Below are 17,939 nucleotides of genomic sequence, written 5' to 3'. Positions count from 1 at the left end.
TGTAGTCAATATGAAGCGAATTATGACCTTAATAGACCAAAAGGAAGAGTAGAAAAATAGGAATTCTCCCAATCATTCAGGAGAATTCCTATTTTTTTTATAAGGGTCGGAGTAACTGGAGACTTTTTCAGTGGGCTCGATATTTCACTAAGAACTTTTAAACTGTAATTTACTATTCAATACTGATAATGGCTATTCCGCAGCTAGGCGATAGACTGCCTCAGCATAAATATCCATTGTTTTATATAAGTCTTCTAATGGCATGCGTTCATTTTCCTGATGCTCTGTTTGTTCTGTATCTGGGAAACATGCACCAAAGGCCACACAGTTTGGCATAGTACGAGCAAAGGTAGCCCCACCTGACGAGATTGGCTCGCTTGTCAAATCTCCTGTCTTATCTTGATAAACAGACATGAGCGTAGATACCAGCTGACTGTCTAATGGCACATACAAGGAAGCAAGGTAGTCGTACTCTTCATAGGTCAAGCCACATGATTGCGCTTTGGCTTGTAAAGTAGAAACTAGGGCTTCTTTATCCGCAGTGACAGGAATACGAATGTCCAAGCGAATTTCTGATTTTTTTGCGCTAATGGTTAGACCTGCAATATTGAAACTGAGTGTCCCTGATGGTTCATCAGTCACATCACCAAAAAGCTTAAATCCTGTGGCATCTTCACCAACTGCATTGACGATAAAGTCCAAGGCTGGATGGCTTTCGAAATGTTCCAAGGCCTTTGCCAAACGAACGATGGCATTGACCCCCTCGGCAGCATCCTTGGCGTGCCGCGAAATACCAAGAACCGTTACTTGATCATCTTTGGTTTCATAATCAAAGCCTAATTGATCTAATTCCGCAATAACTCCCGCTAATAAATGACCAGAATAGCTTGCCTTGGCAGGTACTACGTTATAGGCAGCTCCCGCTTCGATACTCAGACAAGGGTGCCCTGGACCATGCAATTTGGCCTGTAGCAATCCTTTTTCAGCATAAGTCAAAGGGAAGGAAGAATCTGGTGCAAAGCCCATAGTTGCCACTTCTTCCAACTGATTGTAGCGGTTCATACACCGCCATAAGGTCTCTTCATCTGTTCCAAAAATAAAGCGAATGCGTTTGGTAAAGGAAACACCTGCATCCATTAAAGCCTTAACAGCAAAGAGAGCTGCCATAGACGGTCCCTTATCATCTTGAACACCTCGACCAATCAGGAAACCGTCCTTTACAACTGCCTCAAAAGGCGGCGTCTGCCATTGACTAAGATCACCAGCAGGTACCACATCTAAGTGGCAAAGGATTGCTAATAATTCCTCGCCTTGCCCAATTTCAGCATAGCCATAATAGCCAGCAGGGTCTAAATAAGTTTTAAAACCCATTTTTTCCGTCAAAGCCAACGTGTGCTCCAGAACATCCTGAATCGCTTGGCCAAATGGCGTTTGGTTTTGACCTTCATGCAGGACAGACGGAAAAGCTACCAGTTCCTTAATCGCCTCTACACAAGCCTCTTGATGCTGTGCTTGAATAAAACTTGTTCTCATTGTGTCCCCTTTCAACATAATAAGATATGATATATTTTCTAGCACTATTCTATCATAAAAGGAAAAACTGAGCCAGATTTCATCTGCTTCAAAGATAGAATCTGACCCAGATTTTCGATTAGAAGAATGTCGCAATGACCAAAATAGCTATGGAGGCAATCATGATGCCTACGATTAACTTACCTACAAATTTATACCAAGTACCAATTTCAACACGACCAAGTGCCAAGGCTCCCATTACAATACCTGATGTTGGAGCTACCAAGTTCAAGAGACCTGATGCAGCTTGGAAAGCTGTGATAACCAAGCTCGCTGGTACATTTACAAACTCACCAAGAGGTGCCATGATACCCATAGAAGCCCCTGCAAGACCTGATGAAGATGGAATCAAGAAGGACATTGGTAGGTAGAAGAGATAGGTCAAAATGATGAATACTTGTGAAGACAAACCTTGCAATCCTTCTTCGCCCATGTGGAGAATAGTGGCAGTAATCATACCATCGTTCATGATGACTTGAATACCACGCGCGATAGCACAAATCAAAGCTACGCTGAAAATATCAGCCGCACCGAACATGAAGGATTTTACCAAACGTTCTTCACTCATACCATAAACTAAACCAACTACAATCCCTGCGATACCAAAGAGCATTGCTCCTTCTGGGAAGTACCAAGTACCAAGAGCAGCTGTTGAAGAACCAATCACTTGACCGATGAATGGAAGACCAATCAACCAATCATTAAATTGTGTAAAGATAGTCACACCCAAATCTTCCCATGGAATAAAGCTACAAATCATGAGAACAAATGTTAATACAAATACCCAGAGAACACGTTTTTGAGCTGGTGATAATTCTGCATTCACTTCTTGAGTTGCTGCGACATTAAAGTGTTGCATATCTGCTTCACGCTGTTTGTAAACCAGGGACTTAGTCGGATCGTTTTTCACTTTCTCAGCATAGTTGGCTACAAAGGCAATTCCCATCGCAAGAATGACAACGAAGAAGACCAAGCGCCAAATCATACCATCCGCAACACTTACACCTGCTGCGTCAGAGGCTACAACCGTTGCAAATGGGTTTACAGTAGAAGCCAAACAGCCGATTTGAGAACCTAGCAAGATGATGGCTACACCAGTAATACTGTCAAAACCAACCGCCATCATAACAGGAACAAGGAGCGGGAAGAAAGCCATTGTTTCTTCACCCATACCATAGGTTGAGCCACCCAAGGCAAACAAAGGCATGAGAATGTAAATCAACATTTTTTCACGACCTTTGAAGCGTTTTACAATAGAAGCAATCCCTACATCAAGTGCACCTGTTTCGTTAACTACACCAAGAAAGGCACCAACCATGATAATGAAGAATGCTACGTTAATCGCTGCTTCAGTTGCACCGTGACCAAGCATGGCACGAACTGGAGCCATAAAAACATCGTAAATCCCTTGTGGATTTTGAGCAACCTTCTCATAGGTACCAGCCACCAAACGTCCGGCTTCATCAACCTGATACTGACCAGCTGGAATAATCCATGTCATCACTGCCATAAAGGCAATAATGAGCATCAATATTGTATAAGACGAAGGCAATTTAAAGCCTTTTTTCACTTTTTCGCTCATCGCAAAAACCTCCTATAATATTTTAAAAGTTTATCCCCTATTTAAGGGAAATTGTATCCGTAATAACCGTATCAAATATCCACCTATCTTCAAGAGATGTCTATCTCCTTCAGTCTATTATCGTCATTTAGTTTTTCTTTTATTACTTCGTTAACTCGCCTTGCCTAACTCTAGTTATGCCTGCAGCTCGTTGCCTAGTACTAAAAGTAAACTAAAAGACTATATCTGAAATCATTGCTTATAGATAGATACTTGATAGGAAATGGATGAGAGGGGAGGGAGCTTAGAAGCCCAGACCTTCATGTTTCGATTAAAGGGAACCCTTGTAGGACTATCAACACTTCCACTCCCCTAACTCCATCAATAAATAACCCGTCTAGTTTAAAAACTATATTTGCATGCAGAGTGCATCAATAAATAGAAGCCTCAACGATACATACAGCTACTTAGCCTTTGACAATGATAGTGCCACTATCGGATTCAATCAAAGCGCCTAAGTTTTCTAATGAGGTAATGACTGCTTTTGATTGCGGCTTATTGTTTACAAAAGCAATAGCTGCTTCAACTTTCGGTAGCATGGAACCTGGTGCGAATTGATTTTGTTTGATATATTCTTCCAATTCAGCTACGGTAACTGTTTCTAATTTTTCTTGGTCTGGTTTGTTGTAGTTAACAAAGACATAGTCTACACCTGTCAAGACGATAAACAAGTCTGCATCAACCAATTCTGCCAAACATTGGGAAGCAAAGTCCTTATCGATAACTGCTTCCACACCGGTAAGAGTACCGTCTGCTTCTTGGACAACTGGAATACCTCCACCACCAGCAGCTACGACTACCTCACCTGCATTGAGAAGGGTACGAATGGTACCAATTTCTTTGATTCCTACAGGTTTTGGCGAAGCAACGACTTTGCGCCAGCCACGACCGGCATCTTCTTTGAAGGTTGCACCAGTCTTTTCTGCTTCTGCTTTCGCTTCTTCTTCTGTATAGAATGGTCCAATCGGCTTGGTCAAATTTTCGAAGGCGGGATCATTCTTATCCACGATAACCTGGGTCACAACAGATGCTACATCTTTTTCAATGCCTTCCTTGAGCAATTCATTTTCCAAGGCATTTTGCAACCAGAAACCAATCGAACCTTCTGTCATGGCTACCAAACTGTCTAGTGGAAAAGCTGGGTTCTTTTCCGAATCAGCAGCAAGGTTCTGAAGAAGTAAGTTTCCAACCTGAGGACCATTACCATGCGTGATAATAAGGTCATCCCCATTTTTTATCAATTTTACAAGGTGCTTGGCTGTTTGTACCAAGGCCTCTTTTTGTGCTTTAGCCGATGGGTCGGACGATAAAATGGCATTGCCACCCAAGGCTACTACAATTTTACGATTTGCCATATCTCTTGCTTTTTCCTCACTTTCGCGAAATAGTAACCGCTTACACATCCATCCTCAAAATAAGGGGGCTGGGTGCCAGCCCCCGGAGGTTGCGATGACTAGAGAATATACTCAATGAAAATCAAAATCAGACTTGCTTCAAAGGTTCGGGGAACCTTTGGAGGTTGGAAATAGAGCGAGCGAAGTTCGCTTCACATATGAAGATAGAACTCCGTTCCTTTCATACTTCAATGGAACAGGCTGAAAAACTCCACTGGAGCTTTTCAGTCATCAAATCGAGTCAACAACGTATGAGTTTGATTTTCGAAGAGTATTACACATGTGGAACAAATGGATCCCCTAAAGTAGCCGCCATCACTGCTTTAATAGTGTGCATACGGTTTTCAGCTTGGTCGAAGTGACGAGCATACTTGCTACGGAATACTTCGTCTGTTACTTCCATTTCTTCTACACCGAATTTTTCAGCGACATCTTTACCATAAACAGTGTTTGTATCATGGAAGGCAGGCAAGCAGTGCAAGAAGATGAGATTTTCATTTTCTGCTTTTTTCACCAATTCCATATTCACTTGGTATGGTTTCAAGAGGGCAACGCGTTCAGCAAATTTATCTTCTTCACCCATTGATACCCAAACGTCTGTATAAAGGACATCCGCACCTTTGACTGCTTCATCAGCATTGTCAGTAATGAGAACACGTGCTCCACTTTCTTTCGCAAAACCTTCAGCCAAGGCAACTACTTCTTCTTCTGGGAAGAGTTCTTTTGGAGAGAAGATATGGACATTGACACCAAGGATAGCACCTGTCACCAATAGAGAGTTGGCAACGTTGTTACGGCCATCACCACAGTAAACCAGAGTCAAGCCTTCCAACTTGCCAAAGTTTTCTTTAACAGTCAAGTAGTCCGCCAACATTTGAGTTGGGTGCCATGCATCTGTCAACCCATTCCATACTGGCACACCAGAGAATTCTGCCAATTCTTCCACCATCTTTTGGCTAAAACCACGGAATTCAATACCGTCGAACATACGTCCCAAAACTTTAGCAGTATCTTCTGTAGATTCTTTCTTACCAAGTTGGATGTCATTTGCACCAAGATATTCTGGATGGGCACCAAGGTCAATAGATGCTACTGTGAAGGCAGCACGGGTACGTGTTGATGTTTTTTCAAACAAGAGGGCAATATTTTTACCTTCCAAATAACGGTGTGGAATATTGCGTTTTTTCAAATCTTTCAAATGAGCTGAGAAATCAATCAACCATTCCAGTTCTGCGCGTGTGAAATCTTTCTCTGCAAGGAAATGTCTTCCCTTAAAAATGTTTGTCATTGTTTTTCTCCTAATGTTTAAATAAATTTTGTCAATGTCTGGCACCATTCTCCATCTTCTTGATAAACTTCAGAAGTTGCTTGGTAGCCAACTGACTCATAAAAAGTCTTTGCAGTTAACTCCGAATGTATATCCAACTGATGAAAGCCTGCTTCACGTGCATAAGCTTCCAAAGAGCTGATAATCATTTTTCCATAGCCTTTTCCACGAAAATTCGGTAGAGTGGCTATTCGGGTTAGACGAGCTTGACCAGGACTGACAAAAAGAAAACGTCCCGTTGAAACAGGCTCCTCACCAATAAATAGATTGGCGTAAACTCTTCCTTCAGTATCATTCTGGTCAAATTCATCTTCCTTTGCAATGCCACGCTCAAGAACAAATACCTTATAGCGGACATAGATAGAGGCTGCGCGTTGCCATTCTTCCGAACCGATTGTTGTTCGTTCTATACTTGGCATTAGATGTCTTCCCGTTCAAACGGCATTGACATACAACGAGGTCCACCACGACCGCGAACCAATTCGCTTCCGCCAATCTTAATCAAACGAAGCCCTTTGGACTCGAGGATTGCATTGGTAATCGTATTGCGTTTGTAAACAACTACCACACCTGGTGCAATGGTCAATGTATTTGAACCATCATTCCATTGCTCACGACCAGCAGCAACCATATCACCGCCACCACAACGGATCAATTCTACTTTTTCAAGACCAAGGTTCGCAGCCAAAAGTTCTGCCAAGTCACCATGTTCTTCTTCAATATGAAGCGTATCGTTTTCATAGGTTACAGAGAAGACACGAAGGTCACCTTCAATTTCTGGGTGGATAGTAAACTTATCATAGTCAACCATGGTAAATACCGTATCCAAATGCATGAATTTACGGTTGTTAGCAAATTCGAATGCCAATACTTTCTTGAAACCAACATGCTGTTCAAAGATATTTACCAATAGTTTTTCAATTGATGCAGCATCGGTACGTTGTGAAATACCTACTGCCAAAACATCTTTTGAAAGAACCAATTCGTCCCCACCCTCGATACGAGTAGTTTCTTCACGATTGTAAACCAATGGAACTTTTCCACCATATTCTGGGTGATGAGTGAAGATATATTTACCATACAAGGTTTCACGGTTCCGTGTTTCTGAATACATGTGGTTAAGAGAAACAGCATTACCAATCGTAGCAAATGGATCCCGTGTGAAGTAAAGGTTTGGCATTGGGTCAATTGCAAATGGGTAGGATGATTCGACCAGATCTGTCAAACCTTTTTCTTCAGCAGGGACTTCCGGTAACTCAGCTTTCTGAACACCCGCCATCGTTTTCTCTACCAACTCTTTGTTGTCTTCAATAGCTAGCAACAGTTTGCGGATGGCTTTCTTAGTAGCACGACCACGAATATTTGCTTCTTCTAGGTATTCATCAATAAATTGCTCACGAATTTCAGGTGTTACTAAGGATTCAGCAGCCAATTGTTCAAGGTAGAGAACTTCGACTCCTTCATCTCGTAATGCTTGTGCGAATGCATCGTGTTCTTTTTGAGCATCTTCCAAGAATGGAATATCATCGAAGAGTAGGCGTTCTAGGTAGTCAGGCATGAGGTTTTCAATTTCCTTACCTGGTCTGTGTAACATTACTTTTTTCAGCTTACCAATTTCTGAAAAAACATGAATTGGATGGTTTGACATGATCTGTCCTCCTAATATTTTTTTATACTCTTCGAAAATCAAACTCATACGTTGTTGCCTCGATTTGATGAACTTCAGTTCTATCTTCATCTTCGTCGCCTAGTCTGATTTTGATTTTCATTGAGTATTACTTGATTGGAAATGATAGTGGACCGTACGCTTCCCCCACTCTCATTTCCTTTACAACCATAGTGTAACAGAGAACAAAATCAAAAACTTGAAAACGCTCACATTTATTTTGAGAAATTCTTCACATTATTGACTTTGTTTATAAATAATTATCGATTGTGTCACCTATATTCTGCATAATTCTTTCTATTATATCATTATGTGAATTTTTATTTTTTTATAAAAAAACAGAAACTTCAGTGAGTTTCTGACAAATTTTCTAAGAAATAATCAATATCTAAATAAGTTAACTGTTTATGGCTATAAGCAATTTTACCATCCTGTTTCAGTTGCTTCAAAACATGGCTAACCGTTTCCCGTGTCGTAGCTGCTAAACGCGAAATCTCCTGAATATGAATTTCAAACGGTAAGGTAACAAACTGATCGCGCTGGCACATATCCCAATAAAGAAGAGCCAGGGCTTGAACGACTCGATCTGATGCCTTAGAACGCATCGCATTTCGCAAGCGCAACTCTTGAAAACGAAGCACTTTGGATAATTTTTGACAGATATAGACCATTTGACTAGGATTTATCTTCGACAAGGTTTCAAACAAGACCATCGGCACAATAAAATACTCTAGGTCCGTTATGGCAATGGCAGTATAATGATAAGGTTTGTCCTGAAACATATCTCCAAATGGAAAGGCACCACCCTGCCGAATATAGTCCAAATACGTAAAACTATCCGTCTCATCATATTGCTCAATCCGAGCATAGCCCTTATACAATACAAATAGATAATCTCTAGGATCCTCTGCGTAAAAAAAGATTTGACCCTTTGGAATCTTTCGAAAACGAATATGCTTAGCTAATTGATCGAAACTTTCCCTTGAGAAGTTTTCAAACGCAGGATGGTTTCGAAGAAAGTTGTATTGTTCGTTCGTAATCATCACTCTCTCCATTCTAATCAAAGTATTTCTCTACACATTCTAACATATATTAAGATATAATTCTAATAATATTCCGTAATTTCCTATAATAATCTAAAAAACCAGCCCACAAGGAACTGGTTCTAAGTATTATAATTCATCCGCAATCTTATTGATTTTCCGCAAACGATGGTTGACACCACTTTTAGTAATCGGTACCGTTAGACTATCCGCCAATTGCTGAATGGAATAGTCTGGATGCTGAATTCGCAACTGGGCAATCTCCTGCAAGTCACCTGACAACTGATCTAGACCGATAGTATCCATAATTTTGATAATATTATTAATTGTTTTCATACTAGCATTGACCGTCTTTGCAATATTAGCAGCTTCCGCATTGGTAGCTCGATTTAGATCATTTCGAGCCTCACGCAAGAGCTTGATATCTTCAAATTCTGTCTTGGCCTCTTCTGCTCCAATCACCAAAAGAAAATCCATAATGTCCTCTGCACGTTGCAGATAGGTAATGGTTCCCTTACTTCGCTCAATGACTTTGGCATCCAAAAGAAATTTCTGCATCAGATTGGCCAGGTCATTGGCATGGTCACTATAGACAGAAGCTATTTCAAGCTGGTATTTTCCTTTTTCAGGATCTTTAACAGAGCCTGCCGCTAAAAATGCTCCACGAAGATAGGCTTGACTCCATGAATCATTTTCAAGGACAAGAGGCGAAATGCCAGTTTCCAGTCCAAAAAAACTATCTGCCAGATGCAAATCATGTAAGATGTCATTAACTCCATCTTCAATGACAACCGCATAGACACGATTCTTCTTGAGATTGGGCTTTTGGTGGTGACGAATTTCAGCTTTTACTTGGTAGAAATGCAGCAGCAATTCGTAGATATGTCTGGCAATTTTGGCATTCTCAGTCGAGATAGACAGGGTCAAGCCTGTTGAAGCCAGTCCCAGACTGCCAGACAGTTTGATAATGGCTGCCAGCTCACTCTTATTTTGACTGGACTGGATCAAGAGTTCTTCTTTGACTTTTATGGTAAAACTCATGACCGCACCTGCAAGATCTTGAGCAACTCTTCTACCACCAAATCACCATCATGAAAAGCTCCGCCATTTTCCAAACGAAGAAAATTCGAAGAAATCACACGATTAGCTTGTTTTTGCAAACCTGCAAAATCGTGTTTTACCTGTACCAAGTATTCATCAAACTTGTGGGTATTCATGTAATCCTGTGGAACAGGTTCACTATTAACCAAAACCGTATCGATAAACTTTTCGCCCAAATGACCATTCAATACGGTCACGTGGTCAGCATCCGTGAAGAACTCCGTCTCACCACGCTGGGTCATGATATTGCAGACATAGGTCACTTCTGCCTTGGTTTCTTTCAATGCCTTGCCGATGTCTGAAATCATGAGATTGGGTAAGATAGAGGTGAACAGAGAACCCGGTCCCAAGACAACCATATCGCTCTCCATAATGGCCTCAACCACCTGACGACTGGCCTTAGGCTCATCATCATTATAGGTATTTGTCACATAAACATGGCCAATCATACCCTTGTGCTTGGCGATCTTACTCTCACCAGAAACCTTTGTCCCATCTGTAAAGACCGCATGAAGGGTCAGGGCCTGTTCACTAGAAGGATAAATCCGACCCGTGGTATGGAAAAAGCGGGTCAAGAGTCGCATAGCATTATAGGTTGAACCCTGCATCTCTGAAATCCCAGCGATGATGAGATTGCCCAGAGGATGCCCAGCCAGCGGACCATCCGAGTCCGCAAAACGGTACTGGAAAATCTGTTCATACAACTTTGGCATGTCCGACATGGCCAAAAGAACGTTCCGCAAATCCCCCGGAGGTGTAACCTGCAAGGCCTGACGAATCTCACCAGAGGATCCGCCATCATCTGCCACCGTCACGATGGCTGTAATATCGACATCCTTGTCCCGTAAACTCTTCAAAATGACTGGAATTCCCGTTCCGCCACCAATCACAGTAATTTTAGGTTTTCTCATGAGCGGTTAACCGTTTCCTTCCGTCTGTCCTTATCACGATGGCTACGGTTGACAATCCAGTTTTTCTCCAAATCATCTGCCAAGCGTTTGGCAAAAGCTACGCTTCTATGCTGACCACCCGTACAACCAACAGCTATAGTCAGGACAGATTTTCCTTCCTTCTGGTAACCAGGCAGAATTGGCTCAATCAAACCGAGAAGATGACTGTAAAATTCTTCTGATTCCTGATGGTCCATGACATAGTCAAAGACAGGAGCATCCAAACCGGTCAGATTTCGTAATTCCTTCTGGTAATATGGGTTAGGCAAGAAACGAACATCAAAAACCAAGTCCGCATCCAAGGGAAGACCATACTTGAAACCAAAGGACATCACTTCTATGCGAAACGACGGTTGATTATCTTGACTAGCAAACTGCTCCGAGATTTCCTTACGCAGATTACGAGGAGTCAGCTCTGTCGTATCAATAACATTTTGACTCATATTTTTCAAGGGAGCCAAAAGTTCACGCTCTAGCTGAATCCCGTCCAAAACACGACCATCAGCCGCCAAAGGGTGGGAACGACGAGTTTCTTTATAGCGAGCAACCAATTCACTATCCGTCGCATCCAAGAATAGGACTTTAAAATCTAAATCCTCTGCTCCCTCAATCTCATCCAACACCTCTCGAATCTCCGAGAAGAAGGAGCGACTCCGCATATCTACAACAAGAGCAATCTTATTGTTATCCTGGCTATGGCGAATCAACTCTAAAAACTTTGGCAAGAGAGTCGGTGGCATATTATCAATGGTAAAATAACCCAAGTCTTCAAAAGACTGAATGGCTACCGTCTTACCAGCTCCAGACATCCCTGTCACAATCACTAAATGGAGTTTGTCCGACATGACATTCCCTCCTTTTCTCTTCTAATCAATAACTGCAATAACTTCAATCTCAACCTTAACATCACGTGGCAAGCGAGCAACTTCCACCGCTGAACGAGCTGGAAAATCTGCTGAGAAAGCTGTTTTATAAACTTCATTAAAGGCTACAAAATCATTCATATCTTTTAGGAAACAAGTCGTCTTCACCACATGGTCAAAGTCTGTTCCTGCTTCTGTTAAAATTGCTGCGATATTTTTCAAGACTTGCTCAGTCTGCTCCTGAATGGTTTCACCAACCACTTCACCAGTTTCAGGTGACAAAGGAACTTGACCAGAGGCAAAGAGGAAATTTCCAACAACCTTCCCTTGAACGTATGGGCCAATTGCTGCAGGTGCCTTATCTGTGTGAATGGTTTTCATATCTCTATCTCCTTTTAATTTTTTATATCTATTATAGCACAAGTTCTGTATAAAACAGCTCACCTACTACTATCCTACACCTATTTTCTTTTATAAAAAAGGAATTGAGATAGTATCACCAACATGAAATAAGGCAATCCATAATCTACTTCTAAAACTACCTGCTTATACCAAAAAACTAGCCTACTCAGCCAGTTTTCGTATTTTTACATGAAATCTCCAAGTCAGAAAAATCGCTCGCAGTAGCAGGTCAATCAAAATCGACAGCCAGACGCCGGCAATTCCTAAATCGAACATCTGACCTAAGACGATAACACCTACGACGCGCAGCCCCCACATTCCTATCATTGTGGAGTAGAGTGGCGACTTGGTATCCCCCAAGCCCTGCAGAGCGCCAGCCATGATCAAGGAAACCGCAAGGCCTGGCTGGTTGAAAGCATCGATCCGTAAAGCTGTGACGACTTGTTTGATGGCTTCTAGGTCTTTGGTAAATAGCAGAGCAAAACTTGGAGCTCCGAAAAATAAGATGGTACCGAGCAGGGACATGATGGCTACTCCATAGGCAGAGCTGAGAAATGCGACTCGTCTAACTGTGAGGATGTCCCCCTTTCCCAAGGCTTGACCAATCAAAACCGCTGCCGCTGTCGCAAGACTATAGGCTGGCATATAGGTAAAACTCTCGATATTGCCTGCAATCATGTGAGAAGCATAGACAGTCATCCCCAGCCCAACAATCAAACTGAAATAGACCACCTGTCCCAACCGCATAACCAAGCGTTCGGCCGCTGCAGGTAGGGTCAAATCCACCATTTCCTTAGGACTTCCGAAATGGAACAATTGTTTGAAATCAACTGCCAAGTCAGTCTGTTGCACCTTTCGGTAAAGCAAGACAGTACCAAGCAAGCGAGCTAAGACGGTTCCCAAGGCCGTCCCTACAATACCAAAACCTGACCAAGAGCAAATACCAAAAATCAAGAAATAGTCCAAGACCACATTAAAACCATTGGTCAGTAAGCTCATTTTCATAGGGGAAACTGTGTCGCCAGATGCCCGCAGGATTGTTCCCAAAATGGTCATCAGAGCTTGGAAAATCGTCAAGCCACCAACCCAGTAAAAAAATGCCTGGGCGCCAGCCAAACTCTCCGCATCTGCTCCCATCAAGACCAGCATCTGCCGCCCAAAAATAAGGGATAGGAAACCCAATAGCAGACCTACACCTACTGAAAGCACTAAGGCTTGACGGACATGAAAGGTAAGAGATTCCCTATCTCCCGCGCCAATAGACCGAGCAATCAAAGCTGTTGCCCCAACTCCCAAAGCCATATAGACCGCCAAATAGACATTCAAAATCGTATTGGCAAGACCAACTGCCGTCACCGCTACCAGCCCCAGCTGTGCAATCAAGAGGGTATCCACAAAACCAACTAAGGTCTGAAAGATATTTTCCACCGTCGCAGGCAAGGCCAAACGAATAATCTCTTTTCCTAAACTTTCTTGCTTCATTTTCCTCTCCATGAATTTATTTAGAATAATTATAAATAAAAACAGGTGAAAAAGCAAGAAAACAGACCACGTTTGTAGTCTGTTTGTATATCTATTGATTTGCTTACGGATGCAAGCGATGCAACATACGTGGGAACGGAATGGCTTCACGGATGTGTTTTGTACCTGCAACGAAAGTTACCATACGTTCAATACCGATACCGAAGCCGCCATGTGGCACAGGGCCGTATTTACGAAGGTCAAGGTAAAATTCGTATTCTGACTTATCCATGCCAAGCTCGTCCATCTTGGCTACCAAGGCATCGTAATTATCCTCACGCATAGAACCACCGATGATTTCACCGTAGCCTTCTGGCGCCAAGAGGTCCGCACAGAGCACACGCTCTGGATTTCCAGGAACTGGTTTCATGTAGAAGGCCTTGAAGCTTGCTGGATAGTTGACAACGAAAGTCGGTACACCAAAGTAGTTTGAAATCCATGTTTCATGTGGTGAGCCAAAGTCATCCCCATGCTCGATGTGTTCGTAGTCTGTATCTTCATCAGCTTCATGTTCTTGCAGAAGGGTAATTGCATCGTCATAAGCCACACGTTTAAATGGTTCCGCAATGTAGCGTTTGAGAGCATCTACATCACGCTCAAGAGTTTCCAAGGCTTGTGGAGCACGGTCGATAACACCTTGAATCAAGGCTTTAACATAAGCTTCTTGCAAGTCAAGTGACTCTTCATGACTGAGGAAGGAATACTCGGCATCCATCATCCAGAACTCCGTCAAGTGACGGCGAGTTTTTGATTTTTCCGCACGGAAAACAGGACCGAAGTCGAAAACACGACCAAGGGCCATAGCACCAGCTTCCAGGTAAAGCTGACCCGATTGACTGAGATAAGCAGGTTGACCAAAGTAGTCTGTTTCAAACAATTCTGTCGAATCTTCTGCCGCATTTCCTGACAAGATTGGGCTATCAAACTTGATAAAGCCATTCTTTTCAAAGAATTCATAAGTCGCATAGATGATCGCGTTACGGATTTGCTGGATAGCGACCTGCTTACGCGAACGCAACCAGAGGTGACGGTTGTCCATGAGGAAGTCCGTGCCGTGTTCTTTGGGTGTGATTGGGTAATCTTGCGACTCACCGATGACTTCAAGGTCTGTTACATCCAACTCGTAGCCAAATTTAGAACGCTCGTCTTCCTTGACAATCCCTGTCACATAGACAGACGTTTCTTGGCTGAGGCGTTTTGCTACATCGAACTTCTCCGCACCTGCTTCTTCGCCGAATTTTTCAATGAAGTTTGGCTTGAAAGCAACAGCTTGGAAGAAGGCTGTTCCGTCACGCAATTGCAAGAAGGCTAACTTGCCTTTGCCTGACTTGTTGGCAACCCAGGCACCAATGGTCACTTCTTGACCGACATAATCTTTTACTTGGTTGATGGTAATCAATTTTCTAGACATTATTTTTCCTCTTTTTATTTTTTCATAAATGTGTGTAGTCGAGCCACTGCTTCTTTGAGCGTGTCCATATCTGTCGCATAGCTGAGGCGGATATTTTCAGGAGCTCCAAAACCAGCACCTGTCACCATTGCAACTCCCACTTCTTCCAAAATGGCTGTGGTAAATTCAGTCACATCTGTGTAGCCCTTGATTTCCATAGCCTTTTTGACATTTGGGAAGAGATAAAAGGCACCTTCTGGCTTGATAACTTCAAAACCAGGCACTTCTGCCAGCAATGGATAAATGGTATTAAGCCGTTCTTCAAAGGCCTGACGCATGGTTTCTACCGTATCTTGCGGACCTGTAAAGGCCTCAATAGCCGCATACTGAGCAACGGTAGACAGATTAGAAGTTGTCTGTCCGACAATCTTGCTCATAGCCGCAATGATTTCAGGATTCCCAACCGCAAAGCCAACCCGCCAACCTGTCATGGCATAGGCCTTAGCCACCCCATTGACAACAATGGTCTGCTGGCGAATGCTTTCTGAAATGCTTGAAATCGGTGTAAAGCTATTTCCATTATAGACCAAACGGCCGTAAATATCGTCTGCCAAGATGAGAATATCGTGCTCTACAGCCCAGGTTCCAATAGCTTCCAGCTCCTCACGACTGTAAATCATACCCGTCGGATTAGAAGGACTATTGAGCAAGAGGACCTTGGTCTTGTCTGTCCGAGCCGCTTCCAGCTGGTCAACTGTTACCTTGAAATTGTGTTCTTCCGTCGCAGTGACAAATACAGGCACACCTTCGTTCATCTTGATTTGGTCGGCATAGGATACCCAGTAAGGCGTTGGAATAATCACTTCATCACCAGGATTGATAACAGCCGCAAAGAAGGCATAAAGAACAAACTTGGCACCTGTCGCAAGAACGACTTGATTGCGTTCGATAGAGTAACCGTAGAAGTTCTCAAAGTAGGTATTGACCGCGTCCTTCAATTCTGGAAGTCCTGAAGCTACCGTATAAAAACTCGCCTTACCATCTTCGATAGACTTAATAGCAGCTTCTTGAATATTTTTCGGTGTGACGAAGTCTGGCTCACCCAAGGTCAGCTCTAAAATATCACGTCCTTCTGCCTTCAAGGCTTTTGCACGCGTACCTGCTGCTAGGGTGACACTTTCTTCCATTTCTAAGACTCGTCTTGATAACTTACTCATAAGCCCTCCCGTTTGATAAAGTTCCCTGTTTCAAATTCAACTAAATAGTAGGCAGTACCTGATTTGACTTCCCAAATCGGCTTCGCATCTCTATAGCCAAGAACCGATTTTTCTATCTCTCCAGCACCATTCTCTGTAGCGACTGCCTGCGCTTCTTCCTTAGAAATACCATTCGCCATTGGATAAACGTACACAGTATTTGTCTCTTCAGGAATGATAACTGCAATCATTTCCCCCTGACTCGTCTTTCCTTGCACGCTAAAGTATGTTTCTGCCCCATTATAGATAGAGACATCATCAACAACCTCTATATCCGCATAGTCTCGAGCTACAGAAATAGCGTGATTCTGTACATCAGAAAAAGGCTTAGCTGCAAGGTCCCAAATAACGAATATCGAAAAAGTCATGACACTTAGGAGTATAAAGGAACCAGCTATCAGCTGTCCCTTCTTCGTTGCCAATACTTCCAAAAGTTGAAAAATCTTTTTTTCCATAGTAGTCCTATTATACTACAAGTTAAAGCATATTTCCATTTTTTCCGTAATTGAATTGTGAATAAACTTTCATTCTCCTTCAGACAGAGAACGAATATAAGAACTGGGACCCACAGTTAAGCTCCTCCATGCTATAGAAGGTACTTTACCTATAAATATATAGGATCTAACTTTTTTTGCTTGATAACCGAACTATTTATTGCTAAAATATTCTCATGAAAACTGTTGAACAATCTTTAAATGAAAACGAGCAAGCTCTTCACAGTCTAGTTGTCTTTCGCCGAGCAGCTAATACTATCGCAAAATTAGAATTAGAAACAATAAAAAAATACGGACTGACAGTTTGTCAGTTTGGAGTGATGGAGGCACTCTACAACAAGGGAAATTTGCGGATTCAAGACCTAATAGATAAATTATTAAGCACTTCTGGCAACATGACTGTCGTTATTAAAAATATGATTCGAGATGGCTATATCTACAAGACTATAGATACAAATGACCGTCGTGCTTCCTTGATTGCTCTCACTCCACTTGGACGCGAAACCATTGAAAAAATTCTTCCAGAGCATTATGATCACGTTGGAAAGATTTTTTCTGTCCTTAGTTCAGAAGAACAAGCTCAACTATCCGACATACTTAAAAAATTCAAGAATCAATAAAACTAGGATTGCCAACGAAAAACAAATACGATATACCAAACTTATGTTTTTAGGAAAAGGAGACCATCATGGCAAATGTATTATTTTTAGTTGGTTCACTACGTAATGGTTCTTTTAACCATCAAATGCAAAAAAGCCGAAGCGTTCTTAGCTGATAAGGCTCAAGTATCTTACATTGATCTTGCAAAAATTCCCCTATTCAACCAAGACATCGAGACACCTATTCTTCCTGAAATTGCAGAGCTACGTGCACAAGTAGACGCTGCGGATGCTATCTGGATTTTCTCACCAGTATATAACTATGCAATCCCAGGCATCGTAAAAAATGCTCTCGATTGGCTCAGTCGTTCGCTCGATTTATCCAATCCAAAAGGACCATCTATCCTACAAGATAAAATCACAACTGTCTCTGCCGTCGCAAACAGTGGTCACGACCACCTATTCAAAGACTTCCAACACCTTCTTCCATTTATCCGCACTCAGATTGCTGGTGAATTTACAGGTTCAACCATCAATCCAGAAGCATGGGAAACAGGTGTATTGGAGTTATCTGACGAAACTCTAACAAAACTCGAGCAACAAGCAGCTGACCGTAACCGCCCAATAACAAGGTATCTATCTAATCACTCCCTCCTCCTGTATACTGTTATAAAAAACAAAACTGGAGGATTTATTATGTCACACCCCATCGTCCCATTGACTATTCCCCTATCTCGCCG

Annotated in this window: 16 protein-coding genes and 1 pseudogene; 2 read left to right on the top strand and 15 right to left on the bottom strand. The window is 42.3% G+C overall.

Going from position 1 to position 17,939, the window contains the following annotated elements:
- Positions 1-192 precede the first annotated feature (192 nt).
- From P7J36_RS10020 to P7J36_RS09950, 15 genes are all read right to left on the bottom strand, one after another.
- A complete protein-coding gene (locus tag P7J36_RS10020; RefSeq protein WP_408552010.1) occupies positions 193-1,533 on the bottom strand; it encodes a dipeptidase in 1,341 nt (446 codons plus the stop codon).
- Between the two features lie 118 nt (positions 1,534-1,651).
- A complete protein-coding gene (locus tag P7J36_RS10015) occupies positions 1,652-3,154 on the bottom strand; it encodes a YfcC family protein (RefSeq protein WP_408552009.1) in 1,503 nt (500 codons plus the stop codon).
- 446 nt (positions 3,155-3,600) lie between these two features.
- Positions 3,601-4,548, bottom strand: a complete 948-nt coding sequence (arcC, locus tag P7J36_RS10010) for a carbamate kinase (RefSeq protein WP_002941719.1) — start codon at positions 4,546-4,548, stop codon at positions 3,601-3,603.
- 313 nt (positions 4,549-4,861) lie between these two features.
- Positions 4,862-5,875, bottom strand: a complete 1,014-nt coding sequence (argF, locus tag P7J36_RS10005) for an ornithine carbamoyltransferase (RefSeq protein WP_408552008.1) — start codon at positions 5,873-5,875, stop codon at positions 4,862-4,864.
- Positions 5,876-5,892: 17 nt separating this feature from the next.
- A complete protein-coding gene (locus tag P7J36_RS10000; RefSeq protein ID WP_408552007.1) occupies positions 5,893-6,333 on the bottom strand; it encodes a GNAT family N-acetyltransferase in 441 nt (146 codons plus the stop codon).
- On the bottom strand, positions 6,333-7,562 hold the full coding sequence (gene arcA, locus P7J36_RS09995; RefSeq protein ID WP_029942554.1) for an arginine deiminase: 1,230 nt from the start codon (positions 7,560-7,562) through the stop codon (positions 6,333-6,335). Before arcA ends, P7J36_RS10000 begins: the two co-directional genes overlap by 1 nt.
- A gap of 365 nt (positions 7,563-7,927) precedes the next feature.
- Entirely contained in the window at positions 7,928-8,623 is a 696-nt protein-coding gene (locus P7J36_RS09990; protein WP_408552006.1) for a Crp/Fnr family transcriptional regulator, read from the bottom strand.
- 129 nt (positions 8,624-8,752) lie between these two features.
- On the bottom strand, positions 8,753-9,664 hold the full coding sequence (whiA, locus tag P7J36_RS09985) for a DNA-binding protein WhiA (RefSeq protein WP_408552005.1): 912 nt from the start codon (positions 9,662-9,664) through the stop codon (positions 8,753-8,755).
- On the bottom strand, positions 9,661-10,635 hold the full coding sequence (locus P7J36_RS09980; protein WP_408552004.1) for a YvcK family protein: 975 nt from the start codon (positions 10,633-10,635) through the stop codon (positions 9,661-9,663). Before P7J36_RS09980 ends, whiA begins: the two co-directional genes overlap by 4 nt.
- Positions 10,632-11,519, bottom strand: a complete 888-nt coding sequence (rapZ, locus tag P7J36_RS09975; protein ID WP_408552003.1) for an RNase adapter RapZ — start codon at positions 11,517-11,519, stop codon at positions 10,632-10,634. Before rapZ ends, P7J36_RS09980 begins: the two co-directional genes overlap by 4 nt.
- A gap of 21 nt (positions 11,520-11,540) precedes the next feature.
- Positions 11,541-11,918: a RidA family protein gene (locus P7J36_RS09970; RefSeq protein ID WP_029171852.1), complete on the bottom strand. Its 378-nt coding sequence runs from the start codon at positions 11,916-11,918 to the stop codon at positions 11,541-11,543.
- A gap of 183 nt (positions 11,919-12,101) precedes the next feature.
- Positions 12,102-13,421: an MATE family efflux transporter gene (locus tag P7J36_RS09965; protein WP_408552002.1), complete on the bottom strand. Its 1,320-nt coding sequence runs from the start codon at positions 13,419-13,421 to the stop codon at positions 12,102-12,104.
- 103 nt (positions 13,422-13,524) lie between these two features.
- Positions 13,525-14,871, bottom strand: coding sequence for an asparagine--tRNA ligase (gene asnS, locus P7J36_RS09960; protein WP_408552001.1), 1,347 nt, complete (start codon positions 14,869-14,871; stop codon positions 13,525-13,527).
- A 14-nt stretch (positions 14,872-14,885) separates the two neighbouring features.
- A complete protein-coding gene (locus P7J36_RS09955; RefSeq protein ID WP_408552000.1) occupies positions 14,886-16,067 on the bottom strand; it encodes a pyridoxal phosphate-dependent aminotransferase in 1,182 nt (393 codons plus the stop codon).
- Positions 16,064-16,561, bottom strand: coding sequence for a cell wall elongation regulator TseB-like domain-containing protein (locus tag P7J36_RS09950; RefSeq protein WP_029171855.1), 498 nt, complete (start codon positions 16,559-16,561; stop codon positions 16,064-16,066). Before P7J36_RS09950 ends, P7J36_RS09955 begins: the two co-directional genes overlap by 4 nt.
- Positions 16,562-16,776: 215 nt before the next feature.
- Between P7J36_RS09950 and P7J36_RS09945 the strand changes: the two genes are divergently transcribed.
- On the top strand, positions 16,777-17,220 hold the full coding sequence (locus tag P7J36_RS09945; protein ID WP_408551999.1) for a MarR family winged helix-turn-helix transcriptional regulator: 444 nt from the start codon (positions 16,777-16,779) through the stop codon (positions 17,218-17,220).
- A gap of 68 nt (positions 17,221-17,288) precedes the next feature.
- Positions 17,289-17,805: pseudogene (locus P7J36_RS09940) on the top strand (NADPH-dependent FMN reductase); the annotation flags it as partial.
- Positions 17,806-17,939: the final 134 nt, after the last annotated feature.

The organism is Streptococcus suis (genome assembly GCF_046032115.1).
In the GTDB taxonomy this organism is placed as follows: domain Bacteria; phylum Bacillota; class Bacilli; order Lactobacillales; family Streptococcaceae; genus Streptococcus; species Streptococcus suis_AJ.
This window is presented reverse-complemented; position numbering and strand designations above follow the sequence as displayed.